Below are 16,322 nucleotides of genomic sequence, written 5' to 3'. Positions count from 1 at the left end.
TTTACAGTGATAAATTAAATCCAACAGTGACTATTTGTGGCATGGGCAATAGTCCGGACTCGGGATCCCAGCCCGGCCAACTGGAAAAAGTAGCCAGGTTTCGGACCGACCCAAAGATGCGTAAATTTTGCATACCGTATCGCTGTGAAATTGGGGTGGGTAAATTGTAGGATAGCGAAACGTCCTGAATCCGCACGAAGGAAGAGGATTTGTACGGCATCACGCCGCCACCAAAGGGTGAATCGTTCACACTCAACCGGGGATAATCGTTGGTGCGGTTGTCAGGCGTCCAATACGGGTAATTGGCGGTGCTCCTTCTGTCAAAGGTAGACCATCCGGCTACAGATGGTGAAAACGGCCGCATGTGCCCAAGGTCTGCCCGGATAAAAACCGAAGCGGTGAAATTTCGAAGAAAAGTGATGTCATTCCGAAAGCCAATCCGGTGCCTTGGTTGGCTGAATCCAATGAATTTTTTATCCTGCAGCGCTTCGTACACACCATTTCCATCCACATCCTCTGCTTTGATGTCTCCGGGGCTGAGGTTATACTCGGCAGCTTGCTGGGCCTCTTCTACCTGCCAGGTGCCCAAAATATTGTAGTCCCAAACCACATCGATGGGCTGACCGATAAACCATTCGTTTTCAAAATCCGGAATTTCCCCGACAATGGATTGTCCCTGAAGGGTATACTCGCCGGTATCCCCGAAAAGGGAGATGATTTCGTTTCGGTTCATGGAATAGTTGACATTGGTCCTCCAGCTGAAATTAGGCCGGTTGACGGCTACCGCTCCCACCGTGGCTTCAAAGCCCCTATTGGCCAGCTCGCCAATATTGGTGGTTACGTTTTCAAAACCTGTAACCCGTGGAAGCGAACGGTCCACCAGGAGATTAACCGTGCTCATGTCGTAATAATCCAGCGTCAGGTTGATTCGATTCGCCAAAATGCCGATATCAAAACCCAGGTTATAGGATTCGGTTTCTTCCCAGGAGAGTCCCGGATTCGAAAGGGTTGAGGTAAAAATCCCCATCTGCACCTGCGAACCGTTGAAATACTGGTTGCTACCCATTTGGGCAAACGCAGAATACGGACCTATGTCCCGGTTTCCGTTGACACCCCAGGACAGGCGCATCTTAAGCTGATCGATCAGACTGGAATTGTAAAATGCCTCGTCGGAAATCTGCCAGGCAAATGCAAGCGCCGGAAATATGGCCCGGGGATTCTCCCGTCCAAATGCACTGAAACCGTCTCTGCGCAGGGAGCCCGTGAATAGGTATTTTCCCATGAGGGTGTAATTGATCCGACCCATTAAGCCGTCCCCGGTATAGGTGATATCGTCTGTGCTAATCGTCGGGTCACCCCCAAACTGCATCCCGTGAAACCCTAAAACCGAGCTCGGTAGAAAGGTTTGGTTGGCCATACTGGAACTGTATATCCTGTTTTTCTCCAGGTTGTACAGGAAGGTAACGTCGAAACTGTGGATACCGAATTCCCTGTTCCATTTCAACAGGTTGTCCACCATCCACTCGTATGTATTGGATTCAAAGCGGGTTGCCCTGCCTCCGGCAAAGGTTTGCCCACCTGTAATGGTCTCTGGAGACCAATAATTGTAATCCCTTACGCTTTCAAGCCTTGGTTGGTAGGAAGACCGAAAAGTGATCCCAAACGGAAGCTTGAACTCGGTATAGAGTGCGGAAAAAAAGCTGTTCCGCTTGTGGAAACGATCCTGACCCAGGTAATTGATCAATGGATTTTGTCCACCAATATAGCCATGAGGAAACCACTTGACGGATCCATCTTCTTCGTACATTTGTGCATAGGGACCGGTTTGGTACATGCCCGTGAGATTGGCTTGCACCACACTTTCGTCCCGGGAAGAAAACTGGGAATTCAGCCCCACCTTCATCCAATCGGTCAGCTCAAAATCCAGATTTACCCGGGAGCGTATCGTGGAAAACTTGTCCCCCACAATGATGCCTTCGTTATCCAGGTACCCGAGGGACCAGTAGTATTTCACTTTATCCGTTCCTCCACCTACACTGAGGTCGTATTCCTGCCGCAAGCCGGGCTTCATTACTTCGTCTCGCCAATTGATGGTTTCCCCTGCCAGGTATGCCTCTACCTCGTCTGGGAAGAAATTCAACCGCGATAGCCACTCTCTGGTGTCATCCGGGTTTGGATTGTTGTTGGAGGCCCGCCACTGCTCGAGCGTAACACCCTCGGGCAATTCTTCGGGACTGAACCAAAAATAATCAGGCTGGGCCTGCCCCAGTGTCCGGAAATAGTCTCTTCTGAAATCCAGGTAACCCTGCGGACCACGGACGGCGAACGCATCACTGGTCGGTCCTGCGACTCCCAACTTCGTGGTGAAATTAATCGTTGGTTTGCCAGCGGTGCCCCGCGTGGTGGTCACCAAAATTACCCCGGATGCCGCCCGTGCCCCGAAAACGGCTGCGGAACTGGCATCTTTGAGTATATCCACGGATTCAATATCGTTGGGATTGATGTCCCGGAGGCTTCCGTTGAAAATCACCCCATCCAAAACAACCAAGGGTTCGGTCCCTGCGCTCAGTGAGGTAGGGCCCCGTACTTCCAGGGAACTACCGCCTGCAGCTGAGGTCCCCTGATTGGCATTGAATCCCGCAACGGTTCCCGCCAACATGTCCGTAAGCTGTACGTTACTTTGATTTTTAAAGCTCTCCGGGTCTACACGTACCACCGAGCCGGTAAGGTCGCTTTTCTTCACCGTACCGTACCCGACTACCACCACTTCCTCCAACTGGGTCTGGTCTGCAACCAGGTCCACATTGACGGTGGTTCGATTACCTACCCGTATTTCCTGGGTCAAATACCCCACAAAAGAATACACCAATTCGGCATCTTCATTCGGCACACGGATGGAATAGGAACCATCGATGTCGGTAACGGTACCAGTGGACGTCCCTTTGATCAAAATGTTGACGCCTGGTAAGCTTTCCCGGGAAGAATTATCAAAAACCTGCCCGGTGATCTGCGTCCCCTGCTGGGCGCTGGCAAAATTGCCCGAAAACCAACAAAAGATCGTTGCAATCAGGGAAAGTATTAAAATTTTTGGAGGAATGGAGAATTTCCTCTTTTTACTGGAGTCTGGCAACCGTTTCGCCCGATTGCCCAGCATTGCGTAATGTTGTTTCATGATGTAGTGTGTTAAAGGATGAACAAAAAGTTACTTTAGGTTTAAGGCTATTCGTTACGTGTACGTTACCTTAAAAATAAAATTTTATTCAACAAGATCAAAATGTTTTACATCTATTATTTGGTGAAAAATTGCAGTAGTAAGTTTCAAGGAAATCTCCCTTGTAAAATTTTCGCAGGATACGGGATTCTTGGTTATATTGGTACCTCCAGATGGAAACCTAGCCTGGAAAACGTAGCGATGAATCGACATATTTACCAAATCTCACCCTTTCTGTTACTTCTTTTCTTGACCTGGGCCTGCAGCGAGCGAGATTCCCGTTCGTTAACTAAAGGGCAATTCGCCCACTGGAAATTTGCCGGTGATGCCCGGGACCATTCAGGGGCCAACCGGCATGCCCTTGTTCGCGGCGAAATGAATTTTAATGCCAAGGGGCCAACCGGGCAATCGGGTACCGCTGTGGAATTTACTGGCAAAAAGGCATGGCTGGAACTTGCCTCGGATGAAGCGCCCCGACTAGGGACCGGAGATTTTTCCATTTCGGTTTGGATAAATCTGCGAGAAAACGATCAGGACGTATCGGGCGATCTCCTGAGCCAATTTGATTCCGTTAACCAAACGGGCTTTCACCTGAGTACGAAGACGCAGGCGGTCACCACCAGTCTTGCCAATTTCAATCAGGTTCACTTTGGGATAAATGCCAATCAGGCTTCCGATTGGAAGGACTACGGCAGCCCGGACAGTACCCTGGGGGCATTTTCATTGACAAGCTTTGAAGGCTCGCTCTATGCAGGCCTGTCCCACCCGGAAAAAGATAAGTCCGGAAACGTATTCCGCCTGGATTCCCTCAATCGGTGGATAGACTGCGGCTCACCTGATGGGTCCAACAGCGTCATGGCCCTGGCTGTCTTTAACGACGAACTGTACGCCGGTACCGGAAAATACCGGTTCGCGGGGTCCTCCCTTCCCGAGTCCGAAAACCTGACCAAAGGCGGTAGAATCATGCGGTATGCAAAAAACGGGCAATGGATCCCTGCGGGCGAATTGCCCGATACGGAGGCCATCGGCGGTCTGGTTGTGTATAAAGGTGCCCTGTATGCAAGTTCGCTTTACCATCCCGCCGGGTTTTTCAGAATGGAGGAAGGCCATAACTGGGTAGATTGCGGCACCCCGGAAGGAAAACGCGTGGTTGCTTTGGCGGTATACGACGGATACATTTATGCGTCCAGCTACGATAGCGGAAACGTATACCGCTACGACGGGCAGTCCTGGACCGATTGTGGCCAACTCGGGGACAACACACAGACCTATTCGTTTGTGGTGTACCACGGGAAATTGTATGTGGGCACCTGGCCCAGCGGAAGGGTATACCGCTTTGATGGCCTCAACGACTGGGCGGATGTGGGCCGGCTGGGAACCGAACTGGAAGTAATGGGCATGTTGGTACACAATGGCACCTTGCTGGCAGGCACGCTTCCGCTCGCTGAGGTGTATGCCTATGCCGGGGATACCACCTGGAAAAAACTTACGCGTCTCGATCGTACGCCCGATGTACGGTACCGCAGGGCCTGGACCATGGCCGAAAATCAGGGTACCTTGTACTGCAGCACGCTTCCTTCCGGAAAAATATTCGGTTTTGAACTGGGCAAAAATGTCCTGAGTCCAAGCCCCCTATCGGGCGGTTGGCACCACCTGGCAGCGGTAAAATCAAAAAACAAGCTCGCTCTTTTCCTGGACGGCGAGCTAGTTGCCAGCTCGGAAATTGACCCTGCCGACGTGTATGACCTGGATGCCGACGTACCTTTAAAGATCGGCTTTGGTGCAAACAATTATTTTAACGGAAAGATGGCCAGTCTGCGCCTGTACCAACGGGCACTGAATCCCCTGGAAATTGTTTTTTTAGCCGATCCCGACAACCTGTAAGCACCCTTTTGCACCCTGGGAATGGCGGCAATGACTGAACAAGGGTGGCTTTCAGCAGCGCCACCTCGTCGCTCCGGGTCCGATGGTATTCCATTGCCCGGTATGAATCCAAGTGTACTGCCCTTCCGATCAATCAATTCATTTCCATGTAATCCACCGCCAACTGACTCAAGGCTTTGACACCCAATACAAAACCACTCTCGTCCAGGTAAAAATCGGGAGTATGGTGAGAAGGAGCGGTCTCCGGATCGCCGTCGGCGGGCATGCCGCCCAGAAAAATAAACAAGCCGGGTCTTTCTTTCTGAAAGAAGCTGAAGTCTTCTGCCCCAGTGACCGGATCGTGTAGCCGGACATTTTCACTTCCTGCCACTTTCTCCAGTGTCGGCCGCATCTTTTCCGTAAGTTCCGGGTCGTTGTGTGTCACCGGGTACATCTTTTTTATGGAGACCTCTGCCGCTGCTCCCGCACTTTCCGCTATATTTCCCGCTATTTCCCGAATTCGCCGGTGAATCAACGATTGCTGGGGCTCGCTGTAGGTACGAATGGTGCCGATCATTTCCACTTCCTCCGGAATGATGTTGTGTCGGACCCCACCATGGATCGCACCGATGGTGACAATCGCCGGAATCTCGATAATCTTAACGTTTCGGCTAACAATGGTTTGCAAGCCCATGACAATCTGGGAGGAAGTCACAATTGGATCTACGGAGGACCAGGGGTAAGCCCCGTGCGCCTGTCGGCCTTTTACACGTATTTCCAAGTTGTCTACTGCCGCCATAGCGGGACCGGACTTGTATTTTATAACCCCAACAGGGGTTTGGGAATTGATGTGCAGCCCAAATACCGCTGCCACATCCTCCATCACGCCTTCTTCCACCATTTGCTTCGCTCCCCAGGTGCTGACCGTTTTGTCCTCCAATCCCTCTTCTGCCGGTTGAAAAATAAATTTAACCGTCCCTTTCAAATCCTTTTTCATGGAAGCCAGTACCTCAGCTGCCCCCATCAGAATGGCCACGTGCGAGTCGTGCCCACAGGCATGCATGACACCAGTCTCCTGCCCATTATAGGTCGTTCGCACCTGCGAGCGAAAAGGCAACTCATTTCGTTCCGTGACGGGTAAGGCATCCATGTCTGCCCGCAAAGCGACGGTAGGTCCGGGTTTCCCTCCTTTCAATATGCCCACCACGCCTGTGACAGCGACACCTTCCGTTACCTCCATTCCCAGGCTCCGCAGGTGATCCGCGACAATACCGGCGGTGCGTGTCTCTTCGTTACCGAGCTCCGGATGGGCATGAAAGTCCCTTCGCCAGGACAGTACCTTGTCTTCCACCTCTGCTGCCCGGTCCACGATTTGGGAATCCAGATTACCCTGAGCGAAGGCAGTCATTACCCCCAAATAAACGCTGAAACTAAGTACGATGTATTTTTTCATGGTCTTTCCTTTAAATTCAAATGTAAAAAGTTTTGGCCGTTCCCTTCGATTTCTGGCTGTCTTTTTTCCCTAAAAAAATACGGATAAATTTATCTTTTTTAGTAGTTTTGGGCATGCATTTGCTTTCAGTCCTTTTAGGTAAACTATTGCTTTGGCTGCTCGTAATTGGTTGGCTTGTTGCCTGCGGCAGAAAAGAACCAGCCGCCACTTCGAACACGGTGGATCGAAGAAAGGAATACATCCGGAAAATCCCGGGTGAAAACGAACCCGTTCCGGAAGAGGTCGTGTCCAGGGGTGAAGTCCTAATCGCCTATTCGGACTGTTACGATTGTCACCGGGAAGAAAAGAAATCAAAAGGGCCGGCTTTTTCGGACATTGCAGAGCGGTACCCGATTCAACCGGCATACCGCGACCTATTGGCGAGAAGAATTATTAGCGGCGGCTTTGGTTCCTGGGGAAATCCCGTCATGAGTCCCCATCCGGATGTGAGCATGGAAGATGCCCAAACCATGGTGTACTACATTCTTTCCTTGAAATACCGTCCGGTACACTAGCGGTTGTCCTGGTCCTGCTGGAGACGAAGGTCGTTTCGATTTTTTTATCGAAAGCCGCTCTTTTTTCAACCTATCTACCGGAAATCCAGTTGATTAGTTTCATCCGAAGTACCTCTTCGGCCTCGCCGTCCAGGTTACTGATCCGGCAACGCCAGGTTTCATAGCCTCCCCGTTCCAATTCGCGTGCCGGCGGCAGGTAGCCCAGATTGCCGTTTGCCAACCCGATGGTAAAATAGGGCCGGCCACCTTTCGCCCGCTTAATCTGCAGCCCTGTTTCAGCAAATACCTCCCCTGCCAGGGCTCCGATCCTGCCCGAGCCAATCGAGAAGAGTTGGACCGGGCAGGTTGCCACTTTAGCGAACTGCGCCAAAAGAACCTGCTCCCTCGCATATAAAAACCGCAGCCCTTCCGGGTTTGGAATCAGCCGTTCAAAATCGGCCGCTGCCACCAGTTCCTTTGCCTGTTGGATTGCAGCGTTATCCGGCAATCGGCGGTTTACTGGGACTGCTTCGTACCGATAGCTGAGCTCCGGATCGGATTCCCATCGCAAGGTGTCAATCTGAGCGCGCACCTTGGCTGCCAGTGCTTCCCCGATGTACTTGCTTTTGGAAAAGTGCGTTTCCGGGTATTGTTTTTCGTTACGGAAGTCCCATATATTGACGTCTCCGCTGGTACCATTGGAAAGCATCCCCACAAAAGATTCGTGGGCTCCCAGCTGCTGCCGAAGGGCTTCGCTGAATGCACCGAAATAATCGGCTGTGATGGTACCGTTATCCCAGTCTCCCACGTAATGCAGGGAATAATTTGCCAGCAGACCGATCCATTCTCCCTGTATGCCCTGCACAGCCAGGAAGCCCAGTTCCGGATCCGGGTCGGAAACCGGACCAATTATATGGTTTTCGGCCCCAAAAGGATTGGTTTTTAGGGCATCTCTTCCTCCGGTGACGGGATTGCGTGGGTAATAGTCCTCCTGCATCCAAAAACGTCGGCAGAGCAGGTGTTCCGGCGCCTGTGCGGAACCAAAAGCCAGCCTGGCAGGCTGTTTTCGTTTTGCCGCCTCCTTTACCGCACGGGCAATACTAACGGGTATTCGCTGACGGTAACTCAGGTCTGCAGGTACCAGATGCACTTCCTCAACCGAACCTGCCGCATGGGTATGGGTGCTGCTAATCAGGATGGCACCGGGGGGCACCGAGAGCTGCTCCTGGATCAATCCTTTGGCTTCATCGATCAGTTCCTGGCCCATCACGCAGATATCGACCACCACAATTACGAGTACCTCGCGGGCCGTTTCCAGCCAGAGTGCTTTTGCGAAAAGCGGATCGTGAATGGATCGGGCATAATGTGTGACAAAATCACCGTTGATTATGGTCCCGAGGGGAGGGGTAATGTCCAAACGAGCTGCGCCAGCCAAAAGATTAAAAGTCAGGTTCATCGAAAATAGGGTTTACGTAAACAATTGTTTTCGGACTTATTCCGGAAGCGCCTCTCCTAAAAACCGGAGCCAATTGCCATGAAATAGATTGTCTATATCCTCTGAGCTATAGCCTCTCTTGTCCAGAATTTCCTCGTATTTCTGCAAATCAGCGATGGAATTGAGATCCCAGGGAGACTGCTCGGTACCGAAAATCCCATCCAGATCGCTACCGATACCTACATGCAGACAGTTGCCGGCCAGCTGGCAAATATGGTCCCAGTGATCCACCAGTTTTTCGAGACGGATATCCAACTGCCAGGGATCCGATACGGTATCGATAAAACGAATGTCCAGGGCCCAACAGTCCAGCATCCCGCCAATGACCGCTCCTCTGCTGATCAGTTTCTTTAGCTGCGCATCGGTAAGTTGCCGCTGATTCGGTACAAATTTCCGCACGTTGTGGTGACTTGCCCAGATGGGGCCGGCGTAGGCATCCATGGCCTGTTCAAATCCTGTTTCGGTCAAATGCGTCACGTCGAGTATCAGGCGATACCGTTCCATGGCCTGCAGGAGTTCCTTTCCCAGCGCGGTGAGCGGGCCTTCGGTTTTGGTACCTGGCGCATACCTACCCGGACCAAAATGGGAAAGTCCAAGCGCCCGCAGCCCATAGGCATACGCTTTCTCCAGATAAGACAGACTTACCAACGAATCTGCCCCTTCCAGGTTGAGCAGGTAGCCGATGGGTTTGTTTTCGTCAGGAAGCGATTCGTCCTGCCAAAGGGATACCAATTGGTGCAAATCGGATCGCGTAGTAATCTGCTTCATTTCCCCCAAGAGCTCCATTTCCCGGTACCAGGCCAGTTGTGCCTGGGTCATGGCCCAAGCCTGCTGGGGAGATTTCCAACCAGGCAACGGGGAGTCCGGTGGGGAATACCGAGCCAATTGGGTGGCTACCACCAGCCCGATTCTGCCTTTTCGCAATTCGGGAAGACAAACGGTTCCCCGTCCCCGGTCGGGCTTATCGGACATGTGCATCTCTGCTTTCCTGATTTCGGACAAGGGTAAGCGCAAATCCCGGTTCCACTCGATGGCATTCATGGCCAGATCCAAATGGGCATCCACGATCAATCTTTTTTTCATGAGGCTTCGGGTATGCTGGCAATACAGTCAATTTCCACCTTTAGCCCTTCTGCCAGCACCGACTGTACCGTGATGCGGGCTGGCTTGATTGCGTTAAAATAGCTGGCATAGACCGTATTGTAACGGTCAAAATCGCGAATATCGGCCAGGTGTACCGTGCATTTTACGATCCGATCCATGCTTCCACCGGCGGCTTCCACAATTGCTTTGATGTTATCCAGCGTTTGCCGGGTCTCTTCCTCAATGGTGCCCAATTTAAAGGTAGATGTTTCAAAATCTACCGAAGCCTGACCGGAGACATACAGCATGCCACCCGTGAGGATGGCATCCGAATAGGCGCCGGTGTCAAAGTTTTCTGCTCTTTTTGGATGGTTAATCTTTTTCATCAATTTTTCTTTTTAGTACGTAGTTTGCTTTTATTAACTTGGTCCAGCTGCCGTTAACGAGCAAGTTTTGAGCGGTGATGTAACGGGGGACGGACGGAAAAAAACAAAAAGCTTTGTTCGAAAGATCGGCGCAACGAAAATTACCGACGCGCTAACGCAAGCCCTCCACCACCCGGCCCCAGTAGCTGGCACCACCAATGAACCCTATTTGCTTGCCAGCTACAAAACATTGCTTTTCCGCATGCTACCGGTTTTCAGGCATTCAAGCCTCCGTCCATCAGAATATTTTCCCCGTTAATGTAGGCCCCTGCGTCCGAAGCCAGAAGTACTGCCAGGCCCTTTATATCGTCGTTGGCAGCCATGCGTCCCAGAGGAACTTTCTTGCAATAATTCCGCACGAATGCCGCCGGTTGATGGTTGAATAGCCCGCCCGGCGAAATACAATTGAATCGAATGTTTTTTCCGGCATGCATTTTGGCCAGGAATCGTGTCAGGTTGATCAATCCGGCATTGTGGAAGAAATAATCCGGTGGAAGGTCTCCCATATCTGTGCCTTCGTAATTCGACAGGTCCGGTCCTTTCATCCCCATCATGGAACTGATATTGATTACCGAACCTCCACCGGAGGCGATAATCTGCTCGATCATGGCCCGTAGAAGGTCCCACATGCCGGTTGCATTCACCCGCATGGATTCGGCAAACTGCTCCAGGGACCCGTTGTACCCGTTCATGGGCCGAGCTACCGCATTATTGACAAATACATCCAATCGACCGTAGTGCTTTTCTAGGGCTTGGGTAAAGGTTAGTACGGAATCTGGCTCTGCCTGGTCCACTTGCATGGGCTGAACATCCAGCCCCTTTTTCTGAAATTCAGCGGCCGTTCTTTCCGCCGATTCCAGATTTCGAGAGGTGGTGATGACCCTGCCTCCTGCCTCCGCTAACCCCTCCACCAGGCATTTCCCGTAGAGACCCGAGCCGCCGGTTACCACGATTACTTTTTCCTTCAAACTGAATAATTCCTGTATGTGCATCTTACCGTAATGAAATTACTTTTCCGTCCTTTTCGTAACTTTCCTGAGCAGCGATGACCGTTTGGATAATGGAACGGGTCTTTGCAAAATCCAGTCGTGGGGATCCTTCTTCCACCGAGCGGATAAACTCGCTCATGTTTTCCCGAAACATGGCATAGGAATTCTTTATTTCCACCAGTCGCCATCCCTCCGAACCAAAAAAGGAAAGTTGAAAGGTACCACAAATGTCCTGAAACACCTGTATTGTGGCTTTTAGCCCCCCCTCAAACCCGATCAGCACGACCGATTGGTGCCGCTCCCCCAGGTGTTGCACCCATTGGGGTTGGGGATCGTCCAGGCTGCTAAAAAGAGCCTCTACCAAATGTACCCCGTATTTTTTCCAATCCTTTTTCCCTACTGCCGTGACCAGATGAAGCGGACCAAGACCACCCAACTCTGATTTTAGGCTGCGGCATTCACCAGAATAGCGCATGGAAGAACAAGACATGAGAAATCTTCCCGATGCGTGCTGCTGTTCAAAATAATCCAGGTCTTTTCGGGTAAATGCAAGCGGTTTATCGATAAAAATGGGTATTCCTGCTTCCAGAAAGGGATGAGCCATTTTCACATGGCTTTCGGGGTCATCCCGGCCCAGAATAACGGCATCCACCTGCCCGACCATTTCTTCCAGACTGTCCACGACCCCGGGTATACCGGAATGCAGCGCAATGTCCCGGGAGATCTGGGTGTCTTGGGTCCAGACGTGACTAATCTTGGCGCCCGGAATACCAAGCGTATCGCGATTGGCCCGAAGGTAATCGCCCACAGCAGGGTACCCGGCATCCGCCATGCGTTGATGGTCGTATTGACCGTTTATGATGGAAGACCAGGAATAGGGATGGGCATTGCCCGGGCTCATGCCGATGATACCAATGTTAAGCATTTTTTCTGGTGTCATTCTCGTTTACGTTAACCAGCCCATTCGGTCCCAATGAGGGATGTCTACAAATTCAGGATCGGGAAATGGGATACCGCCCGCTATTAGGCTATTAGACAGCGGCTCCTTCCCCAGACATTGGAGAGCCTGTTTCAGGTATTCCCGGCGATCGATGCCTAACAATACTGAAGAAACTTCCGGCCGAGCCAGCGCGAAGCGCATCGCATACTCCGGAAGCGAAATGCCGTTTGCTTCGACCAATGTCGCGTACCCGCGGATATGTGTTTCGATGGCTGCCAGCGGTGCCTGCAAATCCTTTCCACGCTCTGTCAGTAACCCCCGCAACAGCACCGAACGTACCACAAGGCCTACCCCTTTTTCGGAAGCAAGTCCAAAAACTGCATCCTGCCTCTGGTCTAGCAGGTTGTAGGGCAACTGGACGACTTGCCAAATCCCCGAACGGATGGCCCATTCCGATTCGGCCGGGGAATAGGTAGACGCGCCGATGGCCCGTGCCAACCCTTCCTTTTGCAAGTCTTGAAAGACCCGGCAGATCGTTTCATGCGCCAAAATTTCTTCGTCCGCCTGGTGAAGGAGGAGCACATCCAGATAGTCCGTACCCAGGGCGGATAGGCTTTCTGCAACGGAGCTGCGAATCCTACTTTCCAGCGCTGCCGAAGCCGGTAACCTACCCGAAGCATCCCGCAGATGCCGGCACTTGGAGCAAAGTTGTACGTCCTGCCGCCTGTTCCGGAAAGCCTTGCCCATCAGGTATTCGCTCCTGCCATACATGCGGGCAGTATCGTAAAAGGTAACGCCAGCATCCAGCGCGGTCCGAAGCAGAGAAAGGGCCTCTTTTTCCTGCAGCATGTCCGTTTCACTGCGGACCCCCGGCCCGTAGGGCATGCCGATTTCCACGCCGCCAAAGGCCAGTTCCGAAACCGTGATGCCGGTATTTCCAAGGAGCCGCGTTTTCATGCGTTGTAATACCCGGATGCAGCTCCGTCTTGTTTTCTTTGGTAAAAACCCGCCATTAATTCGGCGCAATACCGGCTAAGTCCAACCACGTCAGCGCCGAGGCTAAGGAATTGATAGCCCATTTTCTGATAGTCTTCCAGTGTTTCCAGGCTTCCGGTAGTGCCGGCAAATTTGCCGAATTTTCTTGCCACCTCCACGACCCTGTGCCGGGCGGCTTTGATCTTGGGATGATCCATCTCTCCGGGAGCACCAATGGCCTGACTAAAATCACCTGGACCGAAAAACAGCATGTCGAACCCATCGATTTGGGCGATCTCTTCCAATTGCTCCAGGGGTTCCGGATCTTCGATCTGAAGGATAACAAACCGCTGCCGATTCGCGTCCTGCAGGTATTGCTTGAAATCGGCTGCCGTGTAAGCTCCGTCTGCATTGCCTCCATCGATGGCTCGAATACCTACAGGATGGAATCGGGTCATTCGGACCACATTACGGGCGTCTTCGGGACCCATGACATGCGGCACCATGATACCGGAGGCATTCAATTCCAAAGGTTTTACGTAATCGCTATAGCTTCCCCTGGGCACGCGCACGAGCGTGTCCTTGTTCTGCGCCTGTGCCGCCCAAATCTGTGCTGCCAAAATGGACCAGTCCTGACCAATGTGTTCCTGATCCAGCCAGATGCAATCGAAGCCGGAAAGGGCCGCAATTTCCACCACCCTGGCATCCGCCAGATTGGATTTAAAACAGACCACATGTTGGCCTGCTCGCAGTTTTTGCAGGACCAGGCTAGGTTTCATCGAGAGCGTCATAGGCGAAAGGTTGTGACTCAAATATACGGAACCGACTTGCCGAAAACCATTACTTTTATCGGAAATTATGGTACTTTTTTTCAGTAAGCCTACCCCTCTAGTTACCAATTTACAGGATTGGATGGAATAAAAAAACCGGTGACCCATCCCTCCGTTTCACCGTCTGCTACACCTATCGGGCATCAACAATCAACCTTTTGGTTAACTTACCGTTTAGATCAGAAGCGACGCCCGGAAGCCCCTGGCCGCGTAATAGGATTCCGCACCGTTGTGATAAATAAAAACACGGCCAAAGCGGTAGTCACCAAACAAAGCCCCTCCACGTTTTCGTATGGCTTCGGGCGTTTCCAACCAACTTGAGGTTTTGGTATCGATCGGGGCAAATTTCTGCAAATCCAGGTATTGTTCTTCGGTCAATAGCGAAACCCCCATTTCCCGGGCCAGGTCCTGCGCGGAATTTTGGGGAGGGAATTTTTTTCTGGAATCCAGGGCTGCCCGATCGTAACAAAGGCTCCGACGCGCCGCTGGACTCTCCCTTGCGCAATCAACAAACAAAAATGCGCCTGTAGCTGAGTCCTGTGCAACCACATCCGGCTCTCCCCCCGTTCGCTCCATCTGCTGGAGCGACCAAAGTTTTTCCGGCCGGTCTTCTAGTCTTTTTTGCACGGAGGGCCAGTCACAGGTTTCGTGACGCGAGGTGTTGGTTTCAAACCGTTTTTTCAAACATTCCAGCAATGCCTTTCCCTCGTTGGAAAACCACCTTTCTAAATCAACCTTTTCTGTAGTCATGCGTCACTTGGATTGATGGGAAATACTACTCCGTCACCACGGCAGTTAATAAAAACCAGGGGCGCCCGATGAGGTTGTTTCGGCGCCAACCTTTCACCTGCAGACTCTTGCTGTCTGAGACTGCCGCCATACATTCTCCAAGTTTATAAAAATCGGAACGCAAGACAAAATTTCTGCCTACCAACTTCCGCTGCACACAATTCGGCCTTATTCGTTCGCGATTATAAAGAAAAGGTATCGTCCAATCCAATCGACACATTCTTTCTCCCCAGCCGAGCTATAGGTGCAGTCGAAAAGAAACACCTTTCGTTCCGGAAACCCTCGATTACAACCGGACAGGCGCCTGGCTATGGAAGTCTCGCAGAAAAATCGCGTTACCTGTAGTATCCGCAAAGACAGGCCGCTGCATTCGCGGCACCGTAGCAAACCTTGTTTTGAATCGCCAAATAAATGGCTGCGTCACTTCAGGAAGAGCCGGCCAGTTGTTTTCTAATCCTACTCAGGGATTCCGGCTTGATGTTTAGGTAAGATGCCATGTATTTCAAAGGCACTTGTTCCAAATAGATCGGGTATTGCTCAAGCAGTTTAACATACCGTTCACGGGCAGCGTCTACCATCAGGGAAATTTCCCTTTTTTCTCTCCACAGGTAATACTGCTCTACGGCTGTCCTCCCAAAATAATTGCTTTCCGGATATTGCTTATACAATTGCTGTAAAAACGGGTGAGATAACGAAGCCAGGACACTCTTTTCCATTGCCTGTACGCAAAACTGCGAAGGTTCTTGTTGAATAAAACTCGAATACGAACAGCTAAACTCGTATTGAAAGGAAAAATCAAAGGATTTTTCCTCCCCGTTGGCCGTCAAGTAGTGCCGGGTACTACCGACAAGTACGATCGAGAGGTACTTCTCTGTATCGCCTTCATTCAGAATAAAATCGTCCTTCGCGTATTTTCGAATTTTAAATCCCTGCTTAAATACCTCCCAATGCACGTCGTTCATGGGTAAATAAACGGATAATAATTCCCTGGCGGTTTGAAGGTGCTGCTTGTATTCCTTTTGGGAAAGAAACGTTTGTGGTAATGACATACCTGTAAGAATGATTTTTACCGTTAGCTTCGCCCTCAAGGTACGTATTTACTTAACATAGGTCAATTCACCGGATACAAAAAGCGGGTACCTTTGACTCACCCACGAACGGTAATAGCGAGAAACTACTCGGTAAATTCAGAAACCTAAAAGGGTTATGGGCTATTGCTTGCTCGGTATTGCTTGGATAAATCCTTCCGTTTTTGGATGGGCTAGAGACTATGGGTCAGGAATCCGGCATACGAATTGGATAGCCGGCACCGACTTTCTGATTCAGGATAGCATGTCCCACATGCAATTCGACCTCATCCTTTTCGGAGTGAAAAGGTGGATTGCCAAATAGCTGAAAGGAAAGCATCGACAACGAACGCATGAATAGAAAATAGAAACCATGAAAAATCTACTGAACCTGATGAAATATGTTTTTCTGAGCTGTGCAGGCGTCTATTTTGTCCTGCACTTGATCATTTTTATTAAAGATCCCCATACCAATCTCATTCGTCATTTGGAAAACATCGGTCCGGGTATGTGGATGATTGCTGCCGGCTTGCTGTTTCATCACTTAACTCAAATTCCGAAAAACGTGCTCTATTGAGCAGATAAGGCCATTGTAGTTGCTACAAAAACAGTTTTACCCCAATTATTCAAAGTGAGGTGAAAAATCAATAAGGATTGCCCGTTCACAGT

14 protein-coding genes are annotated in these 16,322 nt (G+C 51.0%); 3 read left to right on the top strand and 11 right to left on the bottom strand.

Translation table 11 applies throughout. The features are described from left to right. Nucleotide 1: 1 nt before the first annotated feature. Nucleotides 2–3,172, bottom strand: coding sequence for a SusC/RagA family TonB-linked outer membrane protein (locus GCU44_RS17980; protein WP_241685011.1), 3,171 nt, complete (start codon nucleotides 3,170–3,172; stop codon nucleotides 2–4). Nucleotides 3,173–3,412: 240 nt separating this feature from the next. Here GCU44_RS17980 and GCU44_RS17975 point away from each other — a divergent pair, with 240 nt between their 5' ends. Next, nucleotides 3,413–5,095 carry a LamG domain-containing protein gene (locus GCU44_RS17975; RefSeq protein WP_161993968.1) on the top strand — a complete coding sequence of 561 codons (1,683 nt, stop codon included), beginning with the start codon at nucleotides 3,413–3,415 and terminating at the stop codon, nucleotides 5,093–5,095. A 133-nt stretch (nucleotides 5,096–5,228) separates the two neighbouring features. Here GCU44_RS17975 and GCU44_RS17970 read toward each other — a convergent pair whose 3' ends face one another. After that, complete coding sequence (locus GCU44_RS17970) at nucleotides 5,229–6,527, bottom strand: amidohydrolase (RefSeq protein ID WP_154858311.1); 1,299 nt, start codon at nucleotides 6,525–6,527, stop codon at nucleotides 5,229–5,231. A 146-nt stretch (nucleotides 6,528–6,673) separates the two neighbouring features. On the opposite strand from GCU44_RS17970, the gene GCU44_RS17965 reads away from it, so the two are divergent. After that, nucleotides 6,674–7,081: a c-type cytochrome gene (locus GCU44_RS17965; RefSeq protein WP_241685010.1), complete on the top strand. Its 408-nt coding sequence runs from the start codon at nucleotides 6,674–6,676 to the stop codon at nucleotides 7,079–7,081. Nucleotides 7,082–7,151: 70 nt separating this feature from the next. On the opposite strand, the gene GCU44_RS17960 is transcribed toward GCU44_RS17965, so the two are convergent. From GCU44_RS17960 to GCU44_RS17920, 9 genes are all read right to left on the bottom strand, one after another. Then, a complete protein-coding gene (locus tag GCU44_RS17960) occupies nucleotides 7,152–8,516 on the bottom strand; it encodes a hypothetical protein (protein WP_154858307.1) in 1,365 nt (454 codons plus the stop codon). Nucleotides 8,517–8,552: 36 nt separating this feature from the next. Beyond that, nucleotides 8,553–9,638, bottom strand: a complete 1,086-nt coding sequence (locus tag GCU44_RS17955; protein WP_154858305.1) for a dipeptidase — start codon at nucleotides 9,636–9,638, stop codon at nucleotides 8,553–8,555. Then, nucleotides 9,635–10,024, bottom strand: coding sequence for a RidA family protein (locus tag GCU44_RS17950; RefSeq protein ID WP_092178367.1), 390 nt, complete (start codon nucleotides 10,022–10,024; stop codon nucleotides 9,635–9,637). Before GCU44_RS17950 ends, GCU44_RS17955 begins: the two co-directional genes overlap by 4 nt. A 254-nt stretch (nucleotides 10,025–10,278) precedes the next feature. Then, a complete protein-coding gene (locus GCU44_RS17945; RefSeq protein WP_154858303.1) occupies nucleotides 10,279–11,055 on the bottom strand; it encodes an SDR family oxidoreductase in 777 nt (258 codons plus the stop codon). A gap of 1 nt (nucleotide 11,056) precedes the next feature. Further along, nucleotides 11,057–11,992 carry a Gfo/Idh/MocA family protein gene (locus tag GCU44_RS17940; protein ID WP_241685009.1) on the bottom strand — a complete coding sequence of 312 codons (936 nt, stop codon included), beginning with the start codon at nucleotides 11,990–11,992 and terminating at the stop codon, nucleotides 11,057–11,059. 6 nt (nucleotides 11,993–11,998) lie between these two features. Beyond that, nucleotides 11,999–12,949 (bottom strand): aldo/keto reductase, encoded by a 951-nt coding sequence (locus GCU44_RS17935; RefSeq protein ID WP_154858301.1) that lies wholly within the window; start codon nucleotides 12,947–12,949, stop codon nucleotides 11,999–12,001. Next, a complete protein-coding gene (locus tag GCU44_RS17930) occupies nucleotides 12,946–13,758 on the bottom strand; it encodes an HpcH/HpaI aldolase family protein (protein WP_154858299.1) in 813 nt (270 codons plus the stop codon). Before GCU44_RS17930 ends, GCU44_RS17935 begins: the two co-directional genes overlap by 4 nt. Before the next feature lie 213 nt (nucleotides 13,759–13,971). Beyond that, nucleotides 13,972–14,547, bottom strand: coding sequence for a DUF4256 domain-containing protein (locus tag GCU44_RS17925; RefSeq protein WP_154858297.1), 576 nt, complete (start codon nucleotides 14,545–14,547; stop codon nucleotides 13,972–13,974). A 464-nt stretch (nucleotides 14,548–15,011) separates the two neighbouring features. Then, on the bottom strand, nucleotides 15,012–15,635 hold the full coding sequence (locus tag GCU44_RS17920; protein WP_154858295.1) for a Crp/Fnr family transcriptional regulator: 624 nt from the start codon (nucleotides 15,633–15,635) through the stop codon (nucleotides 15,012–15,014). Between the two features lie 391 nt (nucleotides 15,636–16,026). Between GCU44_RS17920 and GCU44_RS17915 the strand changes: the two genes are divergently transcribed. Next, entirely contained in the window at nucleotides 16,027–16,230 is a 204-nt protein-coding gene (locus GCU44_RS17915; RefSeq protein WP_154858293.1) for a hypothetical protein, read from the top strand. Nucleotides 16,231–16,322: the final 92 nt, after the last annotated feature.

Origin of the sequence: Cyclobacterium xiamenense, assembly GCF_009467825.1 — a bacterium.
In the GTDB taxonomy this organism is placed as follows: Bacteria; Bacteroidota; Bacteroidia; order Cytophagales; family Cyclobacteriaceae; genus Cyclobacterium; species Cyclobacterium xiamenense.
The sequence above is the reverse complement of the archived record's forward strand: the minus strand, read 5'-3'. Positions and strand labels throughout refer to the sequence as shown.

Coding starts and splice junctions, on each gene's coding strand:
- GCU44_RS17980 (WP_241685011.1), bottom strand. CDS start 3,172: ATGAAACAACATTACGCAATGCTGGGCAATCGGGCGAAACGGTTGCCA.
- GCU44_RS17975 (WP_161993968.1), top strand. CDS start 3,413: ATGAATCGACATATTTACCAAATCTCACCCTTTCTGTTACTTCTTTTC.
- GCU44_RS17970 (WP_154858311.1), bottom strand. CDS start 6,527: ATGAAAAAATACATCGTACTTAGTTTCAGCGTTTATTTGGGGGTAATG.
- GCU44_RS17960 (WP_154858307.1), bottom strand. CDS start 8,516: ATGAACCTGACTTTTAATCTTTTGGCTGGCGCAGCTCGTTTGGACATT.
- GCU44_RS17955 (WP_154858305.1), bottom strand. CDS start 9,638: ATGAAAAAAAGATTGATCGTGGATGCCCATTTGGATCTGGCCATGAAT.
- GCU44_RS17950 (WP_092178367.1), bottom strand. CDS start 10,024: ATGAAAAAGATTAACCATCCAAAAAGAGCAGAAAACTTTGACACCGGC.
- GCU44_RS17945 (WP_154858303.1), bottom strand. CDS start 11,055: ATGCACATACAGGAATTATTCAGTTTGAAGGAAAAAGTAATCGTGGTA.
- GCU44_RS17940 (WP_241685009.1), bottom strand. CDS start 11,992: ATGACACCAGAAAAAATGCTTAACATTGGTATCATCGGCATGAGCCCG.
- GCU44_RS17935 (WP_154858301.1), bottom strand. CDS start 12,949: ATGAAAACGCGGCTCCTTGGAAATACCGGCATCACGGTTTCGGAACTG.
- GCU44_RS17930 (WP_154858299.1), bottom strand. CDS start 13,758: ATGACGCTCTCGATGAAACCTAGCCTGGTCCTGCAAAAACTGCGAGCA.
- GCU44_RS17925 (WP_154858297.1), bottom strand. CDS start 14,547: ATGACTACAGAAAAGGTTGATTTAGAAAGGTGGTTTTCCAACGAGGGA.
- GCU44_RS17920 (WP_154858295.1), bottom strand. CDS start 15,635: ATGTCATTACCACAAACGTTTCTTTCCCAAAAGGAATACAAGCAGCAC.
- GCU44_RS17915 (WP_154858293.1), top strand. CDS start 16,027: ATGAAAAATCTACTGAACCTGATGAAATATGTTTTTCTGAGCTGTGCA.